We start from the raw sequence: 15,301 nt of genomic DNA on the forward strand, positions 1-15,301 counted from the left end.
GGCGGAATCTAACCGGCGCGCGAGGGCGGGCACATCCAATTGTCCGCTTACGTCAGCGAGATGTCACTTTAGCGGGGCCGGGTCGCGAGGAATCGACGCAGCCGAGGCGCCCCATATCCGGAAAGTGTTGTGCCACAGCGGTATAGGTAGACGTCGGCCGACGGTCTGCCGATACCGGCGCCATGCTCCGCGCGGTCGTGTCGTCGGCGAGCACGGTGACTTCCCGGTCGCGATGAGGCCGCTGGTCCTAGAAGACCCGGATCCAGTCGATCAGCATGTCGGCGGGGTAGGTGCCGCCCGCCGGTTCGCGCCCGCCGGAGCCGCCCACCGCGATATTGAACACCGGGGCCATGGTGAAGCCCGGATCGTTGAACGGCCAGACCGGCAACGAGTTGGCCAGTACCGTGAAGAACGGCTCCATCCCCGGCTCGTAGTCCTTCCAGAAGTACATTCCGGACGGCAGCCACGTCATCCGCCACCGGTGCCAGTCGGAGTCGACAGGGTGCTTCTGGGTCTGGAACATGGTGCCGTCCAGCAGCGCGTGCACGGTGGTGCCCGAGGGCCAGTCCCGGTTGCCGTACCACTCGACGAGGTCGATCTCGCCACCACGCACGGGGTTGTCGTTGATCAGCCAGAAAGCCGGCCAGGCGCCGTCGGTAAGGCAGTTGAGCTTGATGCGGGCTTCCCAGGTCGTGCCGACACCGCCGCGCCAGTTTCCGATGACCTTTCCGCTGGCGTACTTCTCCTGGATGTTCGCACCTTCGCCACGGGTGGCGCGGATGACCAGGTTGCCCTTCCCGTCCTGGAACACATGTTCCTGGTCGGTGACGTAGCGGCCCATGTTGAAGGGCTTGTCCCATTCGACGGGGTTACGGATGGTCTCCCGCTCAGGGACGATGAACCACCATCTCGGATCCGGCGGCGAGCCGGCCGGACCGTTGAACTCCTCGTCGAACAGGAACACAGGTGCGGCAGGCTCGGCGACCTCGGGAACGCCCGGCTGACCGGGGCCCGGTGCCGGCGCGTCACCGATCGCCGGTTGCGCCCCCGCCCTCGGTAACGGCAGCGCGGCAGCTGCCACACCGAACCCGAACAACATCATGGCGCTGCGACGATCGACGCTTGACACTCCCAAACCGTAAACGCCGCGGCCGTGATTTGGGCTGAAAAGGCCGCCGATGTCGCGGAAAAGTGAACAACGAATCCCGCCGATCAGGGACGGAACAGGATTCCGTCGTCCGAAGCGGCCTTCATCAGCTGGGGAATCGTCAACGCGCCGTAGCCGGTGTGCACAGGTCCGCGAGCCGTGCCCAGGAACAGCATCACGCCGGGATCGGGTGTGACGTCGAGGTGATAGGCCTGCACGCCGGGCAGGTGGTACTGGAAGAAGTTCATCAGGTAGTCGACCAGGAAGATCGTGCTGCCGATCAGGCCCTTGCCCCACAAGGCGGAGGCGTTGTACAGCGGCGTCATGGCCGCGGGATCGCCGACCATCACGATCGGACCGTAGTGCGGCTTGCTGCCGCCGCCGGGCACAAAGGGTGGCATGAACGGTTGCAGGCCAGGCAGATCCGTGGCCATGTACGGCGCAGAGCTGCCGTAGGTGCCGATGTTGACGAACTTCGAGTCGACGCCGTTGCCCGGAACCCGGGTGTTGATGCCGGGCGCCTCGAATCCGATTCCGGCGAGGCCGATCTGCTGCGCGACGTACTGAGCTTCCCAGCCACCCAGCGAATGACCGGTGACGAAGATGTCGTCGGACGTGTAACCCTGCTCGGCTGCTCTGATCTGGACCCGCTTCGCGAAGTACAGTGCGTCGTGGAAGGCCCACGGCGTGGTCCTGGTGAACACCACCTGAAGGTCTGCGAGCACCTGCGAGATCGTGATCAGCGGGTTGAACAGCAGGTTCGATCCGCCGGTGGTGCCCTGGTAGGCGATGATGATCTGCCCCTCCGGGGTCACCCAGGTCTTGGCCACCATGCCGGAGAAGATGTTGGTCGAAGACATCTGAAATCCGTTGACGGTGAACGGCACCAGCCCGGCAGGGGTGGAGCCGAGTACATAGCCCGCTGCGGACGCGTTCAGGAGCTGCGCCACCGTCGGAGTCTTCTCCGTCGTGGGGCCGTCGTAGACCAGGGTCGGCACCTCAGGCTGCGGGGGCGGCGTGCGATGCAGACCCAGCAGCCGCTCCAGTTCGCGGAAGGCACCAAAGATCAGATCGTTGATCGGCCCGAGGCCGTTCGGGACGCCGGGACGGCCCGCCGACGTACTGAAGCCGAACGTCTGGAGGAACGCATTGACGATGCGGCCTGGCAGCTGCAGCAGTTTCGCCAGCGGCGACAACGGTTTCGGCGCGTTGGGCGGCGCCTCGATGGTGGTCGTCGTGGCGACGGCCGGGATCAGTGCCGGAGCCGGGGCGAGCGTTGCGATCGCAGTGGTGTCTGTGTGGGCGGCGGTCTGGGTCTCGTGCTCGGGACGGTCGACGACGGACGCCCGGCGCCCCAAGCGCGGCTGTGAATCGGGTTCTGTGCCAATAACTTCGGAATCCGCGGCCGGTTCCGGCTCCGAATCCGGTGCGGTCCCCGATTCCGTTTCCGGTTCGGTCTCGGCGCCTGATTCGTCATCGGCTGGTTCGTCGGCGCCTGGTTCGTCGGCGCCTGATTCATCGTCGACAGGTTCGTCGGCGACTTCGTCCTCGGGCGGCGACTCGTCCTCGACCGGGGCTTCGTCAACCGGTGCTTCGTCAACCGGCGCCGCGTCGACGTCGGTCTCGGTGTCCGTGTCGGTCTCGGTCTTGGCAGGCGCGCTGTCGGTGACGTTCGAGGTCGACTCTGCGGTGGGGGATTCCGCCCAGGCCGTCCCCTGCACCGGAACCGCCGCTACGACGGCGGCGACGGTGATCGCCGCGATTCCGTACGTCAGCGACCGGACTCTGTGGCGGCTCTCCGCCGGATCGACCTCTGGCATCACGGACGACTCCCTTCTGGCAACGGCATCCGAGACCGTGACAACATACGTTGTCGCGCGGGTCCGGTCCTCGGAATCGCGGAAAAAGTTAATGAGCATTCAGCCGGAGGGCCGCTGTGCACGCGGCGTAGCCTGGGCTGATGGCCGCTCCCGCTCCTGACCTGCATCCCCAGGTGGCTGTGCTGGCGCCACTGCTGGGCAGCTGGTCTGGTGAGGGCGTCGGCGAATATCCGACGATCGAAACGTTCGGCTACCGCGAGCAGATCAGCTTCGGTCACGTCGGTAAGCCGTTCCTGGCCTACCGTCAGCGCACCCGGGCCGCCGACGACGGTCGGCCGCTGCACGCCGAGACCGGTTACCTGCGCGCGCCCGCGCCGGACCGTGCCGAATGGATCCTTGCGCACCCGACCGGCATCACCGAGATCCAGGAGGGGACGCTGACGGTCGACGGCGACGTGCTGCGGATGGAGCTGCTCTCGACCGTCATCGGCCGCAGCGGATCGGCGAAAGAGGTGACGGCCGTCGGTCGGACGATCCAGGTCGACGGGGACATCCTCAGCTACACCCTGCGAATGGCGGCCGTCGGTCAGCCACTGCAGCACCATCTGTCAGCCGTGCTGCGCCGGGTCATGCCCTCCTGATCAACGTGTTCTCTGAGGTTGGGATCGCGGGCGTCCGGGAATCCCCTTGGGCAGGCGGGCGCAGGATCGGTGACGTCGCGTGACGGGACTGCGGCTGTGAGAAGGGGGTTTCTGATGAAACGGCTCGCATGGACAGCCTCGGTCGGCGCGGCGATGATCTCGGGGGCGATGGCGTTCGCGGGCAGTGCGTTCGCGCAGCCCGTCGACGACGACACTCTGCCGGAGAACGCCGAGCAGGCCGTCAACCAGTTGCAGAGCCAGGGTTACCAGGTTGAGGTGATCGGCGGCAACGGTTCGGCGTTGGTGTTCTGCGAAGTCGAAGAGGCGACCGAGAAGCGCGATCAGCCCAAGGCCGTGACCGTCTTCATCGACTGCGTTCCGGACTGACCCGATAACACCTCGCACTGACATATCTGCCCGGCAGGCGCAGGTTGTCCACAGTGGAGGATCCATCCACAGATCCGGTCGTGGCAAGGCCTGAAGTGCCTGCCGGCGACTAAATTCGAAAGTGTGTTCGACAGAATTCTCGCCTCCCTCGCCGCGGTGCGGACCCCCGGGGATGGCCTCCGGGCGTGCGCCCGGCTGGAGAACGCCGCGTGTGCGGCGCGCCTTTCGTACATGGCCGACATGTTGGCGGCCGCCTACGCGGCCTCCGGGTCGGCGGAGCGCGAGCAGTGGCGGGTGGACAACTGGGGCGCGGTGTGCGCGCGGATCGGCGCGGCGCACGCGGTCACCAGCGGCGTCGTCAGCGGACTCCTGATGGATGCGGTCACCCTGCGCGAGCGCCTGCCCCGCGTAGGTGAGGTGTTCGCCGACGGGCTGATCAATTACCGCGCGGTCCACCTGATCTGCACGCGCACGATGTTGGTCAAGGAGGCCGGCGCGTTGCGCCGGCTGGATGCCGAGGCCGCCGAGATGTTGCGGGGATGGGGAGCCAAGACCCTTGCCGAGGTTCGGCGCGATATCGACGCCCTGGTCCTGCGGCATGACCCCCACGCCGTGCGGCGCAACGAATCGAGCAGCCGAGGGAACCACGTGGATGTGGACGCTGATCCCGGTGACGGCGTCGCCTATGTGACGGCCAGGGTGTCGACGACCGATGGCGAGGCCTTCGACAGGCGCGCCGACGCGTTGGCCCGCACGGTGTGCGACCGGGATCCGCGCGATCTGGATCAGCGCCGGGCGGCAGCGATGGGCGCGATGGGTTTCGGCTGGGACCGGCTCCCGTGCCTGTGCGAGACCGACGGGTGCGAAGCTGCCGGCAGGCCCGCCGCCGGCGGTGTGGTGGTCCACGTGATCGTCGGCCCGGAAAATGTGGAGGACGAATCCGACTGCACGTCAACGGAACCAGCGCATGATCCGCAGCCGGCGGAAGAGCGCCGTCGCGGCGATCTGACGTCTCAGCGCCGTGCCCTGGTGGGCGCGCGAAGTCCGTTGCTGCCCAAGCCGTGGTACCGCTACACCCTGCGCGGGTTGATCGCGGCCCTCGCGCCTGGAGAAGGCCAGTTCTGCCCGGCTCGGCCGGGAGTCATTCTCGGTGGTGGTGTCCTTCCCGCGCCGGTCGCGGCGCAGGCTGCGGTGCACGCCGTGGTGCGGCGACTCGTCCATCCCGGCAGTGCGGCGCCCGAGCCGCGGTACCGACCGTCGAGGGCGCTGGCCGACTTTGTGCGGTGTCGCGATCAGACGTGCCGATTCCCCGGCTGCGCCAAACCCGCCACTCACGCCGACATCGACCACACCATCCCGTATCCGTACGGGCCGACGTGTGCGTCCAACCTGGTCTGCCTGTGCCGAGAACATTGTCGGTTGCGTGAACTACGTTCTTGGCATGACAGCAAACACCAAGACACCTATCCGCGCCGGCTGCTACCTGCGTATCTCATCGGACCCGAACGACAAGCGCAAAGGCATCGACCGTCAGCGCGAGGACGTGTCCGCCCTATGCGAGGCCAAGGGATGGGACCCTGCGGAGTTCTACATCGACAACGACCGCTCCGCGTCCAACGGCAAGGAACGTCCCAAGTGGGACAAGCTGCTCTCCGACATCAAGGCAGGCAAGAGGGACGCCATCGCCGCATGGAGTCTTGACCGCGGGTGGCGCATGATGTCGGAACTCGAGACCTTGCGGGAGTTCTTCGCCGGAATCGACCGCCCCATTCTGCTCAGCACCAATCGTCAGGGCGACATCGACCTCGACTCACCCTCCGGAGTGCTGATGGCCCAGATGAACACCTCCTTCGCCGAGCACGAGATCGCGGTGATGAAAGTCAGGATGCGCCGTGCCGCCCGCCAGAAGGCCGAGCGCGGCATCCCGCAATGGCGTCACGCGTTCGGCTACACCTCCGGTGAGCACACCGCCGAGTGCGCCGCGAACTGCAGAAACCCTCATCACCGGCTGGACCCGGTCACCGCGCCACTGGTCGACCAGGTGTATCGGGATGTCCTCGCCGGAGGTTCGATCACTGACGCCGCCCAGTGGCTCAACAACCAGAGCGCGTTCGGCCTAACGGGCAAACCGTGGTCGGCGTCAACCCTGTCGCTGTTCCTGCGCTCACCCCGCAACGCCGGCCTCCGCGCCCACAACGATGTCATCGTCACTGACACCAACGACCAGCCCGTGAAGGGTACGTGGCCCGCGCTGGTCAGCGAATCTACCTGGTACGCCACGCAATCGAAGATCAGTGCGGGTACTCGCACTGTGATGACGAAGACTGGCCCGAGACTGGTTCGCCAACCTGGGACGAAGTCTGTTCGGCGGCACATTCTGACCGGCGTGATGCAGTGCGGGAAGTGCGGTGATGGTCGTCTCAACGGCAAGTGGGCTGCACCCCGGCACGGATCGAACGACGCTGGTCACGAGATCGTCTATAGCTGTAAAGATTGCCGTGGCTGCGCTATCCGAGCCAACGACGTTGAGCCGCTGCTCCACGAGATCGTCAGCGACAGGCTGGGACGTGCGGATGCCGGCGACCTGCTGGTCAACAAGGCCCACGACAGCACCGAGGCCGAGCGCATCCGTACCGAGCGCGCCGTCCTATTGACCCAGATCGAGACCGCCAACCGTGAGTACGACGACGGCATCATCGACGGTGCACGGCTGAAAGGCCGCACTGAACGCGCCAAGGAGAAGCTGGCCGAGCTGGACAGGTGCGTGCAGGATCAAGAACGGCTGCGCGTCCTCGACGGATTGCCTCTGGGCAACCCTGCGGCAATCCTCAACGCGGTAAAGGATCTCACCGCCGACCGCTTCCGCGCTGTGCTGGATCTGCTGCTGGAGATCACCGTGCTACCGGTGGGCAGGGGCTCACACAACAGAACCTTCAACCCCGACCGGGTCCACGACGGTCTCGTGTGGAAGGTGTAGTTCATCTACGCCGCGCACGCTCTGACCCTCGGGTACGCCAAGAAGTTCCGCCCCCATCGAGATCCACGGTGCGGAATCCTCCGGCACAGAGGCGGTCGGCCACCACACCAGGGTCAGGTCGTCAAGAACAAAGGATGTCAGCAGGGACGGCTCGCTCATCGACATGGGCGTCGGGGCGGGGCGTAATCCGCAAGTCCGGGTCCTAGTTCCACCTACGGATGCAAAGAGAACGCGCGAACGTCCTGCGTGAGAACCCCGATGTGGCCAACGAGATCGAGAAGATCAAGGTGGACGCAGACGCGGTGCTGAATATCCACTTCGTCAACCTGATGGCGGACCTGTACAACTCCTCCGCTGTGGGGATGTGCCACACGGATGTCGACCAGAACCCGGTCTTCTCCCCGTCGACCAACAAGCCGTAAACCGTCTTACGGCCCCGAAACCGGCCGACCTGTCGCCGCCAATTTTTGCCAAGGGGTGTGAAGTAACACAGTGTGGCCTGTTATGGCCTGTTTAACGTAGCGGGCGGATTGGGTCGATAGCCTTCGGGTTGGGCGTGATTATCCTGCATGTATGGCGACCCTGACCGAGAACGACGAGACGCTGATGTCTCTGGCATTCTCCTTAAAAAATAATCCAGGCGCATACGCAGTGTTGGTAGGCGCAGGAATCTCGAAACCCGCCGTACCGACCGCTTGGGAAGTGTTGACACGTCTGATTGTAGATGTTGCGGCGCTCCACGGTGAACAGATAGCGGTTGATGCCGCTGAGGAATGGTGGACTACGAACATGCGGGCGGAGCCGCGCTACGAGACCGTGTTGGAGAAGATCGCTCCATCGCAAATTGAACGACAACGATTACTAAAGCAGTTCTTCGAACGCGATGCTGCTCCGGCACCTGACGAGGATTTTGCGATTGCGCCGCCGACTATCGCGCACCAAGCGATCGCTCGCCTCGTAAAACTCGGTGCCGTGAAAGTCATCGTGACGATGAATTTCGACCATCTATTAGAGGCAGCGATTCGGGCTGAGGGTATCGAACCCACGGTTGCGGTGACGGAGGCCGACATACGGGGGCTTGCCCCCCTGCACACTCTCGATTGTTGCATAATTCATTTGCACGGTGATTACTTGTACCCGGAATCAATGCTCAATACGCAGGCTGAGCTGCACGCTTACCGTCCTGTGGTCAAGAATATGCTGAGGCAAATTCTTGTAAACTATGGCCTCATCGTTAGCGGTTGGTCTGCCCGATATGATCCAGCCCTACGAGAGGCAATAAAAGTCCATTACCCACTGCGATTCTCAATGCTCTGGATGGAACCGATCGAGCCGCTATCGGCCGAAGCTAGCCAGTTAGTGCAACTAAAGAATGCCCTTCTGCTCCGTTTAACAGCCCAGCAAGGCTTTGGCCGTATTGCAGACGCCGTGGAGTCAATGCAGGTGAGCCGCGCTCGCCATCCGTTGACGGCTCGCAGCGCGGCAGAAACAGCGAAGAGGGAGTTGTCTGGTCGGTGGACCGCGATCCGCCTGCACGACACTCTTCAAGCGGAACTCGCGGATCTTCATGCTAACTCGAATTTTCATCTCCCAGATTACAACGACAGAAAAGTCTACGAAGGATACGCGGACCTAGTTAGCAGTACCGAGGAAGCTACGAAGGTAACAGCGTCTCTTGTCGCGGTATTAGCTTATTGGGGTCGTTCCGAGAACGATGACTGGTGGTTACCTCATCTAGAGCGATTTGCGGTCCCGGTGCGCAGCGGCGGACTGACAGCCTTGCTGGAATTGCGTATGGTCGCGGGTTCAATTCTGTTCTATAGTGCTGGCGTATCAGCAGTGTTAAAAAGGCGATACGGCTTGCTCGCCCGCATACTCCGAACCAACAGAGACAACCCCCTCAGGTATGGACGTCGCCAACTGCTCTCCGAGGTACTCGATCCAGGAGGGATTTACGAGGGATTTGAGGATTCCCACCATCGGCATTACCTCTTGACGAGCCACCTTCTGGCGGAGGCGCTTTCTATAAGCGGAGAGACACTGAGCGACGCATGGCAAGAGTTCGAGATATTACGACTAGCCACCCTGGCGCAGCCAATGTTGCTCTTCCAAAGGAATGCTTATAACTACAACGAATTGGAGCGAGAAATAAATGTCTCGTTAGAAAAGTACCCCGATCTGGGGTCCACCTCAGTAGATCCGCAGCTGATAATCAAAAAGCGCGAACAGGTCAACCAACGACGTTTGGAGTGCCTTAACAGTCTTGCTCAGACGGTTCCGCTGACCCGGCAGCACTTACTTGCGCGAGACAGCCACGGCATGGATACGTGGGTATGTCCTGTCGCCCAACGTTTGAAAGACGACCTGTGGTTGGAGAGGGATCAGCATCCAACAATCATCGCCGGAATCGGGGGTGACGTGGAGAACGTTCCCGAGCGATGGCTCGGCCTGAGTACAGCAATTCAAGCTGTGAGCCACGCGGTGGGGAGACGGGGTGACTCCGAATCTTGGAGATGGGCGCCCACCCTGCCAGACAGAATTTGGCTCGACACCGGCAAGCCTGCGGCGGAGTAGCTCTGGTATATGGCTACGGAAATCCGTTACTGACTTTCCTCGAATGGTCCAGCGGCCTTCCGCTACACTAGGAACGCATCAGAAAGAGAATGAGGGGGCCGGTGGCGCCCGCCCTGTCAGACGTAACGCCACCGGCCGGTCGCCGAGAGGGCAGCTCGAGTTCAGTCCTCCCGACTTCCACTAGGGGACACAGGTTTTGGAAGCCTGTGGTCGCTGGTTTTGGAAGCCAGGTGATCCCCTAGGGCGATGCTTTTCCTCTATTGATGGGAAGGTCCAAGTATCTTCCCAATTGGCCTTAGCTCTCAAGAGCTTCGGGTACTGACGAACGATCTTTGAAAACAAACGTTCCACGGCGCGTTCCTTTTTGGAGTCTCCGCGTTCGCACAAGGTAGTAGAGGGCGTTGCGCGCTGTGCCTTGCGATATGTCTTTCCAGCCCTGGCTGCGGAGTCTTTCCTGGACATCGCCTACATCGAGCGCAGTGTTGGGGCTTTCCTTTAGGACGTTAAACACCAGGCTGGTGTACGAGCCAGACGTTTCGGTTTCATCATCTCGATTTTTACTTAGGGACTCCACGTCGGAGATTTCCAAAGGGGAAGACACGTACTGCTCTACGAACTGTGGGATGCTGTCACGCATCTCGCGCAGACGCTTGAGGCGTTCTTCCGTGGCGGCAATGTCCGCATCGAGGCGCGCGAGCGCATCGCTGAGTGGGTTCCCCTGTAAGTCGGACATGCGTAGAGAGTATCAGATTTCCCCGCATTTGTTGGGGACATCGAAGGGATTCCCCCATATCAGACTCTTCATGTCTGCTCTTCGGTCAGTAGGAACCGTGTGGCGGGTGTCAGAGAGTTACCCCCCCAGGTGGGGGATGATCGGAAGGCTTGAGGCGAACGCAATGCTCCACGCAGTGACGCATCCCCAAATGGCCAAGATCCTGGGCGATTTCTCACGCGCGGCGATAGCTGCCCACTGAGGGCCGGCCGAGATCGCGAGTGCCCTCGGTCGCCGCCGTAGAGTTCACGCATGACGGTTGATGCCGCCGACGCGGCAAACGCGCCAATCACCGTAGATGTGGAGGTGCTTGGCGCGCTCTACGACGGCAGTCCCCCGCAAAGGGCCATGACGGCGGAACTGCCCGCCTACCTAGCAGCAGAGGGGGTCTCGGCCCGTCTGCATTACAGCCCAGGGGGCGGGGCGGACCTGTGGGCACCGATCGAGATCATCTCCGTATTCATTGGGGAGAATGTCGCGGCGGGTCTTATCGGCGGTGCGGCGTACGCATCGATGACCGGGGCGGTCAAGTGGGCGCGGGAACGGATACGCCGAGAACCACCTGGGGGTCGCGTACCTACAGACGTCACTGGCCCCGACAACGACCCGACCGCCGACCGACGGCCAACGGTGCACGTGTCGCTGTATGGACCGCGCGGTCAGCTGCTCAAGCGGGTCGCGGTCAATCAAGACGAGGTCAATACGCTGTTCGGCGAGCCAGGCTACGACCCGGACGCAACCTGATAGCTAGAACGTTCTTGGGCCAGCCGTTGACATCACCTGCTGAAGACGTTCTGGCCCGGGTGGTCGACCCAGCAGCTCCCCGACGGCGCCCTGGTCTGGACCGATCCGGACGGCGACACCTACACCACACACCCCGGGAGTCGGCTGCTGTTCCCGGAACTGTGTGCGCCGACGGCCCCCGTCACCGGGGCGAGGACTCCTCCGCCCAAGCACATCGCGGGTCTGACGATGCCCAAGCGGGCGATCACCCGCGCCGAGGCCCGCCGCCGGCGGATCGGCGACGAGCGCCGGGCCAACGCCGAGGAGAGTGCCGAGTCATCTACGGAGACTTAGTATTTCGAGTCAGCAGGCAGCGAAGGCCGAAATGATCGGACGGGAAGACGCGGGGCAGATGAGGCGAGATCGGTTCGGTGCCGAGCAGTTCGATCGCGTGCGGGTGCCACTGCGGCCCCTTGACCAGGATCCGGTCGAACCGGACGAATCGTTCCTTGTTCGTGCTGTCGTAGCGCATGGCGTTGATCGCGGTGTCTTCGGTGAAGCCGTCGTCGTCGGGCCGCAACGCCAACCACGCGTCGGTGAACGGCGCCGTGATCCGCTGATTCTCGTTGTCGCGCATGTTGAAATCGCCGAGGACGACGGCGTCGACGTCACGCTCCAGCGCACCGAAGACCCGCCGCAGCTGCCGGGCCCGCAGGCCGGCCGAGCGCTTGCCGCTGTCCAGGTGCACTGCACAGATCACCGTCGGCGCGTGATCGACGAGCAGTTCGGCACGCAGAAACCCGCGCCGAGCGCCGGACGGCAGGCAGATGTGCGTGACTCCCGCCAACGGCACCCGGGACAACAGCAGCATCCCGTAGGTCCCGACGCGGCTGCCGGTCACGGCCGCACTGCAGTAGTGCTGCCGGATCCACGGCTGGTCGTGGAAGACCGCGAGCGCCGCGTCGGTCACTTCCTGGAACACCATGACATCGGGCGGTTGGGCACCCAACAGATCCGCGATCGCCCGGTATCGCTCAGGGGCGTGGAACGGATCGAACCAGATGTTGAACGTCGAGACCGACAGCGTGTCGCGGGGGCCGCCCTGCACGGCGCCGGCGGTGGAGGTCCACTGACCGGTCACGTCGTCGAAGCGACGCACCGCGACCCGTCGCCGGCGCGGCCACCGTGGCCAGCCCATCCGGTGGGCCGGCGGTCAGGCGCAGTCTGCGCAGATCGACTGCTCGCCGACCTTGCGCGCCAACCGGTGGCTGTGATGCACCAGGAAGCAGCTCGAGCACGTGAACTCGTCGGGCTGTTTGGGAAGCACCCGCACGGTCAGCTCTTCGCCCGACAGGTCAGCTCCGGGCAGCTCGAAGCTGTCCAGGTCTTCGCTGTCCTCGACGTCGAGGACAGCGGTGGCCGCGTCGTTGCGTCGTCCTGCCAACGCCTCGAGGGACTCGTCGACGTTCTCGTCGGGGTCCTTCTGGCGGGGCGCGTCATAGTCGGTCGCCATGATGTCCTTTCGGTGAGCTCTCAGCCGTGACTCAACGTCGATGGCGGCCGATGCGTTCCCGCTGGGACAGGGGGTGAAACCAACGCTTCGGAAAGTGGAGCCGGTGACGGGAATCGAACCCGCGTATTCAGCTTGGGAAGCTGATGTTCTGCCATTGAACTACACCGGCCTGCTTGATCAGGAAGGCTAACACCTAGCGGTTCCTCGCCGTGGAGGTGGCCGCACGCTGGTCACGCACATTCCCGGGGGTAAGCCATGAAACACGCCGTCACCATCACCGCCGTCACCGCCGTCCTCGTCGCTGCCACGTCGGCCACCGCCGGTGCCACGCCGCCCGACGGCGACATCGAGCGCGCCGATCTCGGGCAGGGCACCACCGACGTGCCCGTCGTGATCGTCTCGGTCGGCCACCCGACCACGCTGTACGTCCAGCAGCTCGAGCTCAACGGCCCCGCCGCCAGCGGCTGGCACACCCATCCAGGCCCCGAACACACCGTGATCACGGAGGGCATCGTCTACGTCCAGTCCGCCCCGGACTGCGTGCCGATCGCCTACCCGGCCGGCCGGTCCGTCTACATCCCGGCCGGCGTCCCGCACATCGTGCGCAACGAAGGCCCGGGCGACGCCGACGCCGTGGTCACCCGGGCCTTCGTCCCGCACATCGTGCGCAACGAAGGCCCGGGCGACGCCGACGCCGTGGTCACCTACACGCTGCCCGCCGACCGCGCGGTGCGCGACGACGCGCCCGCCGCCTGCCCCTGACCGGGCGAGCTACGGATACTCTCGTGCGGTGCTGCTCTCCGACCGCGACATCAGGGCCGAGATCAAAGCGGGCAAGTTGGGGATCGAGCCGTACGACGACAGCCTGGTCCAGCCCTCCAGCGTCGACGTCCGCCTCGACACCCTGTTCCGGGTCTTCAACAACACCCGCTACACCCACATCGACCCCGCACAGCGTCAGGACGATCTGACCTCACTCGTCGAGCCCAAAGAGGGCGAGCCGTTCGTACTGCACCCCGGCGAGTTCGTACTCGGCTCGACGCTGGAACTCTGCACGCTGCCGGACGACCTCGCCGGCCGCCTCGAAGGCAAGTCCTCGCTGGGCCGCCTCGGGCTGCTCACCCATTCGACCGCCGGGTTCATCGACCCCGGCTTCTCCGGGCGCATCACCCTCGAGCTGTCCAACGTCGCGAACCTGCCCATCACGCTGTGGCCCGGCATGAAGATCGGCCAGCTGTGTCTGCTGCGCCTGACCAGCCCGGCCGAGCACCCCTACGGCAGCAGCTCGGTGGGCTCGAAGTACCAGGGTCAGCGCGGCCCCACCCCGTCGCGTTCCTACCAGAACTTCATCCAGAACACCTGACCGAAAAACGCTCCCCACGCGTCCCACCCGACGCGAGTAGTGTCGTCAACACCGGCGCCAGCGGTCCTCCGTGCCGATGCGTTCCGGCCTGATCTTCACCCGCTGTCAGCTAACAGCGCCGATGTAACGCCCAAGCTGATCGCGCCGATGAAGTATCGAGTTGTCGGCTCGCCGTGCCCGCGTGGTGCATGCCGACCGCAACGCTGCAGCAAACTTTGGGAGGGGTTTCGTGGACATCGTACTGGGTGTATCGATGACACCTACGACGGTCCGCATGGTGCTGGTTGAGGGCGAAAAGGCCGACGGGGTGACCGTCGACCACGACGCCTTCGACGTCACGTCGGTCGACGGCTCGGCAAATGCCGCAGAGCATGTCGTCGCCGCCGTGCTCGGCACCAAGGAGAGCGCCGAGACCGGCGGGCACCACCTCAAATCCATCGGCGTCACCTGGAGCGACCACACCGAGGCGACCGCGCTGCGCGACGCGCTGGCCGCCCACGGCATCGACGACGTCATGCTCGTCGCCGAAAGCCACGCCGCGGCCTCACTGGCTCAGGCGGTGGGCCGCGCCGTCGGCTACGACACCACGGCTCTGCTGTTCATCGACCGCGACACCGCGACGCTTTCGGTCGTCCAGACCGACGACGGCTCGGTGGTCAAGGTGCTCAGCCGCAGCCTGCACAGCACCGACGCGATGGCGGTGCTCACCGAGATGGCCGCTGCGGTCGCCGCGCAGCAGTCACCGCCGCAGGGCATGTTCGTCGTGGGCTCCGGGGTGGACATCAGCTCGGTCAAGGCACACCTCGAACATCTCGTCTCGCTCCCGGTCAGCGCCCCCGACGAGGGTGAGTTGGCGCTGGCCCGCGGCGCCGCGCTGGCCTCGGCGGCCGCGCCCGCGTTCGAGGCCACCACGGTCGGGCTGGCCTACTCCCAGGACCCCGACGGTCCCACGGCTGGATCGGTGCTTCCCGGGATGGTGGTCGCCGACGACGTCGTCGACGAGTTCGCCCCGACCGAGATGCGTCCCGTGGACGAGGAGCGTAAGCCCTTCCTGCTCGTCGGCAGCGCACTGACCTCACTGTTCGTGGTCGGCGTGGCCGCTCTGGTGGTCTCGCTGGCCATCAGCATCCGGCCCACGGCCGACGAGCGTCCGAGCCCCGCGCAGGCCGTGATCGTGCCGAGTGTCCAGGCTCCGCCCCCCGACCCGGCCCCGGCCCGGCAGGAGGCTGCCCAGGTGCCCGCGCCTCCGCCGTCCGCCGAGACCATCAAGCCCCCGATCCCGGTGGTGCAGGAAGCGCCCCAGCAGCAGGCCCCGCGCACCGTGTACGTCGAGCAGGCGCCTGCCCCGGCGCCCGCGGCGCCACCCCCCGCACCGGCGGCGCCC

14 protein-coding genes, 1 tRNA gene and 1 pseudogene are annotated in these 15,301 nt (G+C 64.7%); 10 read left to right on the plus strand and 6 right to left on the minus strand.

Going from position 1 to position 15,301, the window contains the following annotated elements; genetic code table 11:
• Positions 1-247: 247 nt before the first annotated feature.
• The gene (locus tag MVA01S_RS05720; RefSeq protein ID WP_003932981.1) at positions 248-1,102 is read right to left on the minus strand and encodes a glycoside hydrolase family 16 protein; all 855 of its coding nucleotides are present in this window, start codon (positions 1,100-1,102) and stop codon (positions 248-250) included.
• 110 nt (positions 1,103-1,212) lie between these two features.
• The gene (locus MVA01S_RS05725; protein ID WP_003932980.1) at positions 1,213-2,967 is read right to left on the minus strand and encodes a hypothetical protein; all 1,755 of its coding nucleotides are present in this window, start codon (positions 2,965-2,967) and stop codon (positions 1,213-1,215) included.
• Positions 2,968-3,107: 140 nt separating this feature from the next.
• On the opposite strand from MVA01S_RS05725, the gene MVA01S_RS05730 reads away from it, so the two are divergent.
• The 6 genes and pseudogenes from MVA01S_RS05730 (at position 3,108) to MVA01S_RS30225 (ending at position 9,546) form a co-directional block, all read left to right on the plus strand.
• Complete coding sequence (locus tag MVA01S_RS05730; protein WP_003932979.1) at positions 3,108-3,608, plus strand: peroxynitrite isomerase; 501 nt, start codon at positions 3,108-3,110, stop codon at positions 3,606-3,608.
• A 114-nt stretch (positions 3,609-3,722) separates the two neighbouring features.
• The gene (locus MVA01S_RS05735) at positions 3,723-3,995 is read left to right on the plus strand and encodes a hypothetical protein (protein ID WP_003932978.1); all 273 of its coding nucleotides are present in this window, start codon (positions 3,723-3,725) and stop codon (positions 3,993-3,995) included.
• 156 nt (positions 3,996-4,151) lie between these two features.
• A pseudogene (locus MVA01S_RS32405) lies at positions 4,152-4,916 on the plus strand (DUF222 domain-containing protein); the annotation flags it as partial.
• A 520-nt stretch (positions 4,917-5,436) separates the two neighbouring features.
• A complete protein-coding gene (locus tag MVA01S_RS05745; RefSeq protein WP_003932976.1) occupies positions 5,437-6,972 on the plus strand; it encodes a recombinase family protein in 1,536 nt (511 codons plus the stop codon).
• A 218-nt stretch (positions 6,973-7,190) separates the two neighbouring features.
• Entirely contained in the window at positions 7,191-7,394 is a 204-nt protein-coding gene (locus tag MVA01S_RS31240) for a hypothetical protein (protein ID WP_144033081.1), read from the plus strand.
• Between the two features lie 151 nt (positions 7,395-7,545).
• Entirely contained in the window at positions 7,546-9,546 is a 2,001-nt protein-coding gene (locus tag MVA01S_RS30225) for an SIR2 family protein (protein WP_081529160.1), read from the plus strand.
• 295 nt (positions 9,547-9,841) lie between these two features.
• Here MVA01S_RS30225 and MVA01S_RS31245 read toward each other — a convergent pair whose 3' ends face one another.
• Complete coding sequence (locus MVA01S_RS31245; RefSeq protein ID WP_144033080.1) at positions 9,842-10,279, minus strand: hypothetical protein; 438 nt, start codon at positions 10,277-10,279, stop codon at positions 9,842-9,844.
• 291 nt (positions 10,280-10,570) lie between these two features.
• On the opposite strand from MVA01S_RS31245, the gene MVA01S_RS31250 reads away from it, so the two are divergent.
• Positions 10,571-11,062: a hypothetical protein gene (locus tag MVA01S_RS31250; RefSeq protein WP_003932974.1), complete on the plus strand. Its 492-nt coding sequence runs from the start codon at positions 10,571-10,573 to the stop codon at positions 11,060-11,062.
• 319 nt (positions 11,063-11,381) lie between these two features.
• Here MVA01S_RS31250 and MVA01S_RS05750 read toward each other — a convergent pair whose 3' ends face one another.
• From MVA01S_RS05750 to MVA01S_RS05760, 3 genes are all read right to left on the minus strand, one after another.
• Positions 11,382-12,200 (minus strand): endonuclease/exonuclease/phosphatase family protein, encoded by an 819-nt coding sequence (locus tag MVA01S_RS05750; RefSeq protein WP_003932973.1) that lies wholly within the window; start codon positions 12,198-12,200, stop codon positions 11,382-11,384.
• A gap of 54 nt (positions 12,201-12,254) precedes the next feature.
• Complete coding sequence (locus MVA01S_RS05755; protein ID WP_003932972.1) at positions 12,255-12,554, minus strand: DUF4193 domain-containing protein; 300 nt, start codon at positions 12,552-12,554, stop codon at positions 12,255-12,257.
• 95 nt (positions 12,555-12,649) lie between these two features.
• A tRNA-Gly gene (locus MVA01S_RS05760) sits at positions 12,650-12,723 on the minus strand.
• A gap of 86 nt (positions 12,724-12,809) precedes the next feature.
• On the opposite strand from MVA01S_RS05760, the gene MVA01S_RS05765 reads away from it, so the two are divergent.
• From MVA01S_RS05765 to MVA01S_RS05775, 3 genes are all read left to right on the plus strand, one after another.
• Positions 12,810-13,316 (plus strand): cupin domain-containing protein, encoded by a 507-nt coding sequence (locus tag MVA01S_RS05765; protein WP_060941552.1) that lies wholly within the window; start codon positions 12,810-12,812, stop codon positions 13,314-13,316.
• 28 nt (positions 13,317-13,344) lie between these two features.
• The gene (gene dcd, locus MVA01S_RS05770; protein ID WP_003932970.1) at positions 13,345-13,917 is read left to right on the plus strand and encodes a dCTP deaminase; all 573 of its coding nucleotides are present in this window, start codon (positions 13,345-13,347) and stop codon (positions 13,915-13,917) included.
• 229 nt (positions 13,918-14,146) lie between these two features.
• On the plus strand, positions 14,147-15,301 hold a 1,155-nt coding region (locus MVA01S_RS05775), incomplete at its 3' end, for a DUF7159 family protein (protein ID WP_060941553.1).

The organism is Mycolicibacterium vaccae NBRC 14118 = CIP 105934 (genome assembly GCF_001552715.1).
GTDB lineage: Bacteria > Actinomycetota > Actinomycetes > Mycobacteriales > Mycobacteriaceae > Mycobacterium > Mycobacterium vaccae.

Bases quoted from the DNA above. Each gene is read 5' to 3' on its own strand.
- MVA01S_RS31245 (WP_144033080.1), bottom strand. From the start codon at position 10,279: ATGTCCGACTTACAGGGGAACCCACTCAGCGATGCGCTCGCGCGCCTC.
- MVA01S_RS05720 (WP_003932981.1), bottom strand. From the start codon at position 1,102: ATGATGTTGTTCGGGTTCGGTGTGGCAGCTGCCGCGCTGCCGTTACCG.
- MVA01S_RS05730 (WP_003932979.1), top strand. From the start codon at position 3,108: ATGGCCGCTCCCGCTCCTGACCTGCATCCCCAGGTGGCTGTGCTGGCG.
- MVA01S_RS05735 (WP_003932978.1), top strand. From the start codon at position 3,723: ATGAAACGGCTCGCATGGACAGCCTCGGTCGGCGCGGCGATGATCTCG.
- MVA01S_RS30225 (WP_081529160.1), top strand. From the start codon at position 7,546: ATGGCGACCCTGACCGAGAACGACGAGACGCTGATGTCTCTGGCATTC.
- MVA01S_RS31240 (WP_144033081.1), top strand. From the start codon at position 7,191: ATGCAAAGAGAACGCGCGAACGTCCTGCGTGAGAACCCCGATGTGGCC.
- MVA01S_RS05745 (WP_003932976.1), top strand. From the start codon at position 5,437: ATGACAGCAAACACCAAGACACCTATCCGCGCCGGCTGCTACCTGCGT.
- MVA01S_RS31250 (WP_003932974.1), top strand. From the start codon at position 10,571: ATGACGGTTGATGCCGCCGACGCGGCAAACGCGCCAATCACCGTAGAT.
- MVA01S_RS05755 (WP_003932972.1), bottom strand. From the start codon at position 12,554: ATGGCGACCGACTATGACGCGCCCCGCCAGAAGGACCCCGACGAGAAC.
- MVA01S_RS05725 (WP_003932980.1), bottom strand. From the start codon at position 2,967: ATGCCAGAGGTCGATCCGGCGGAGAGCCGCCACAGAGTCCGGTCGCTG.
- MVA01S_RS05765 (WP_060941552.1), top strand. From the start codon at position 12,810: ATGAAACACGCCGTCACCATCACCGCCGTCACCGCCGTCCTCGTCGCT.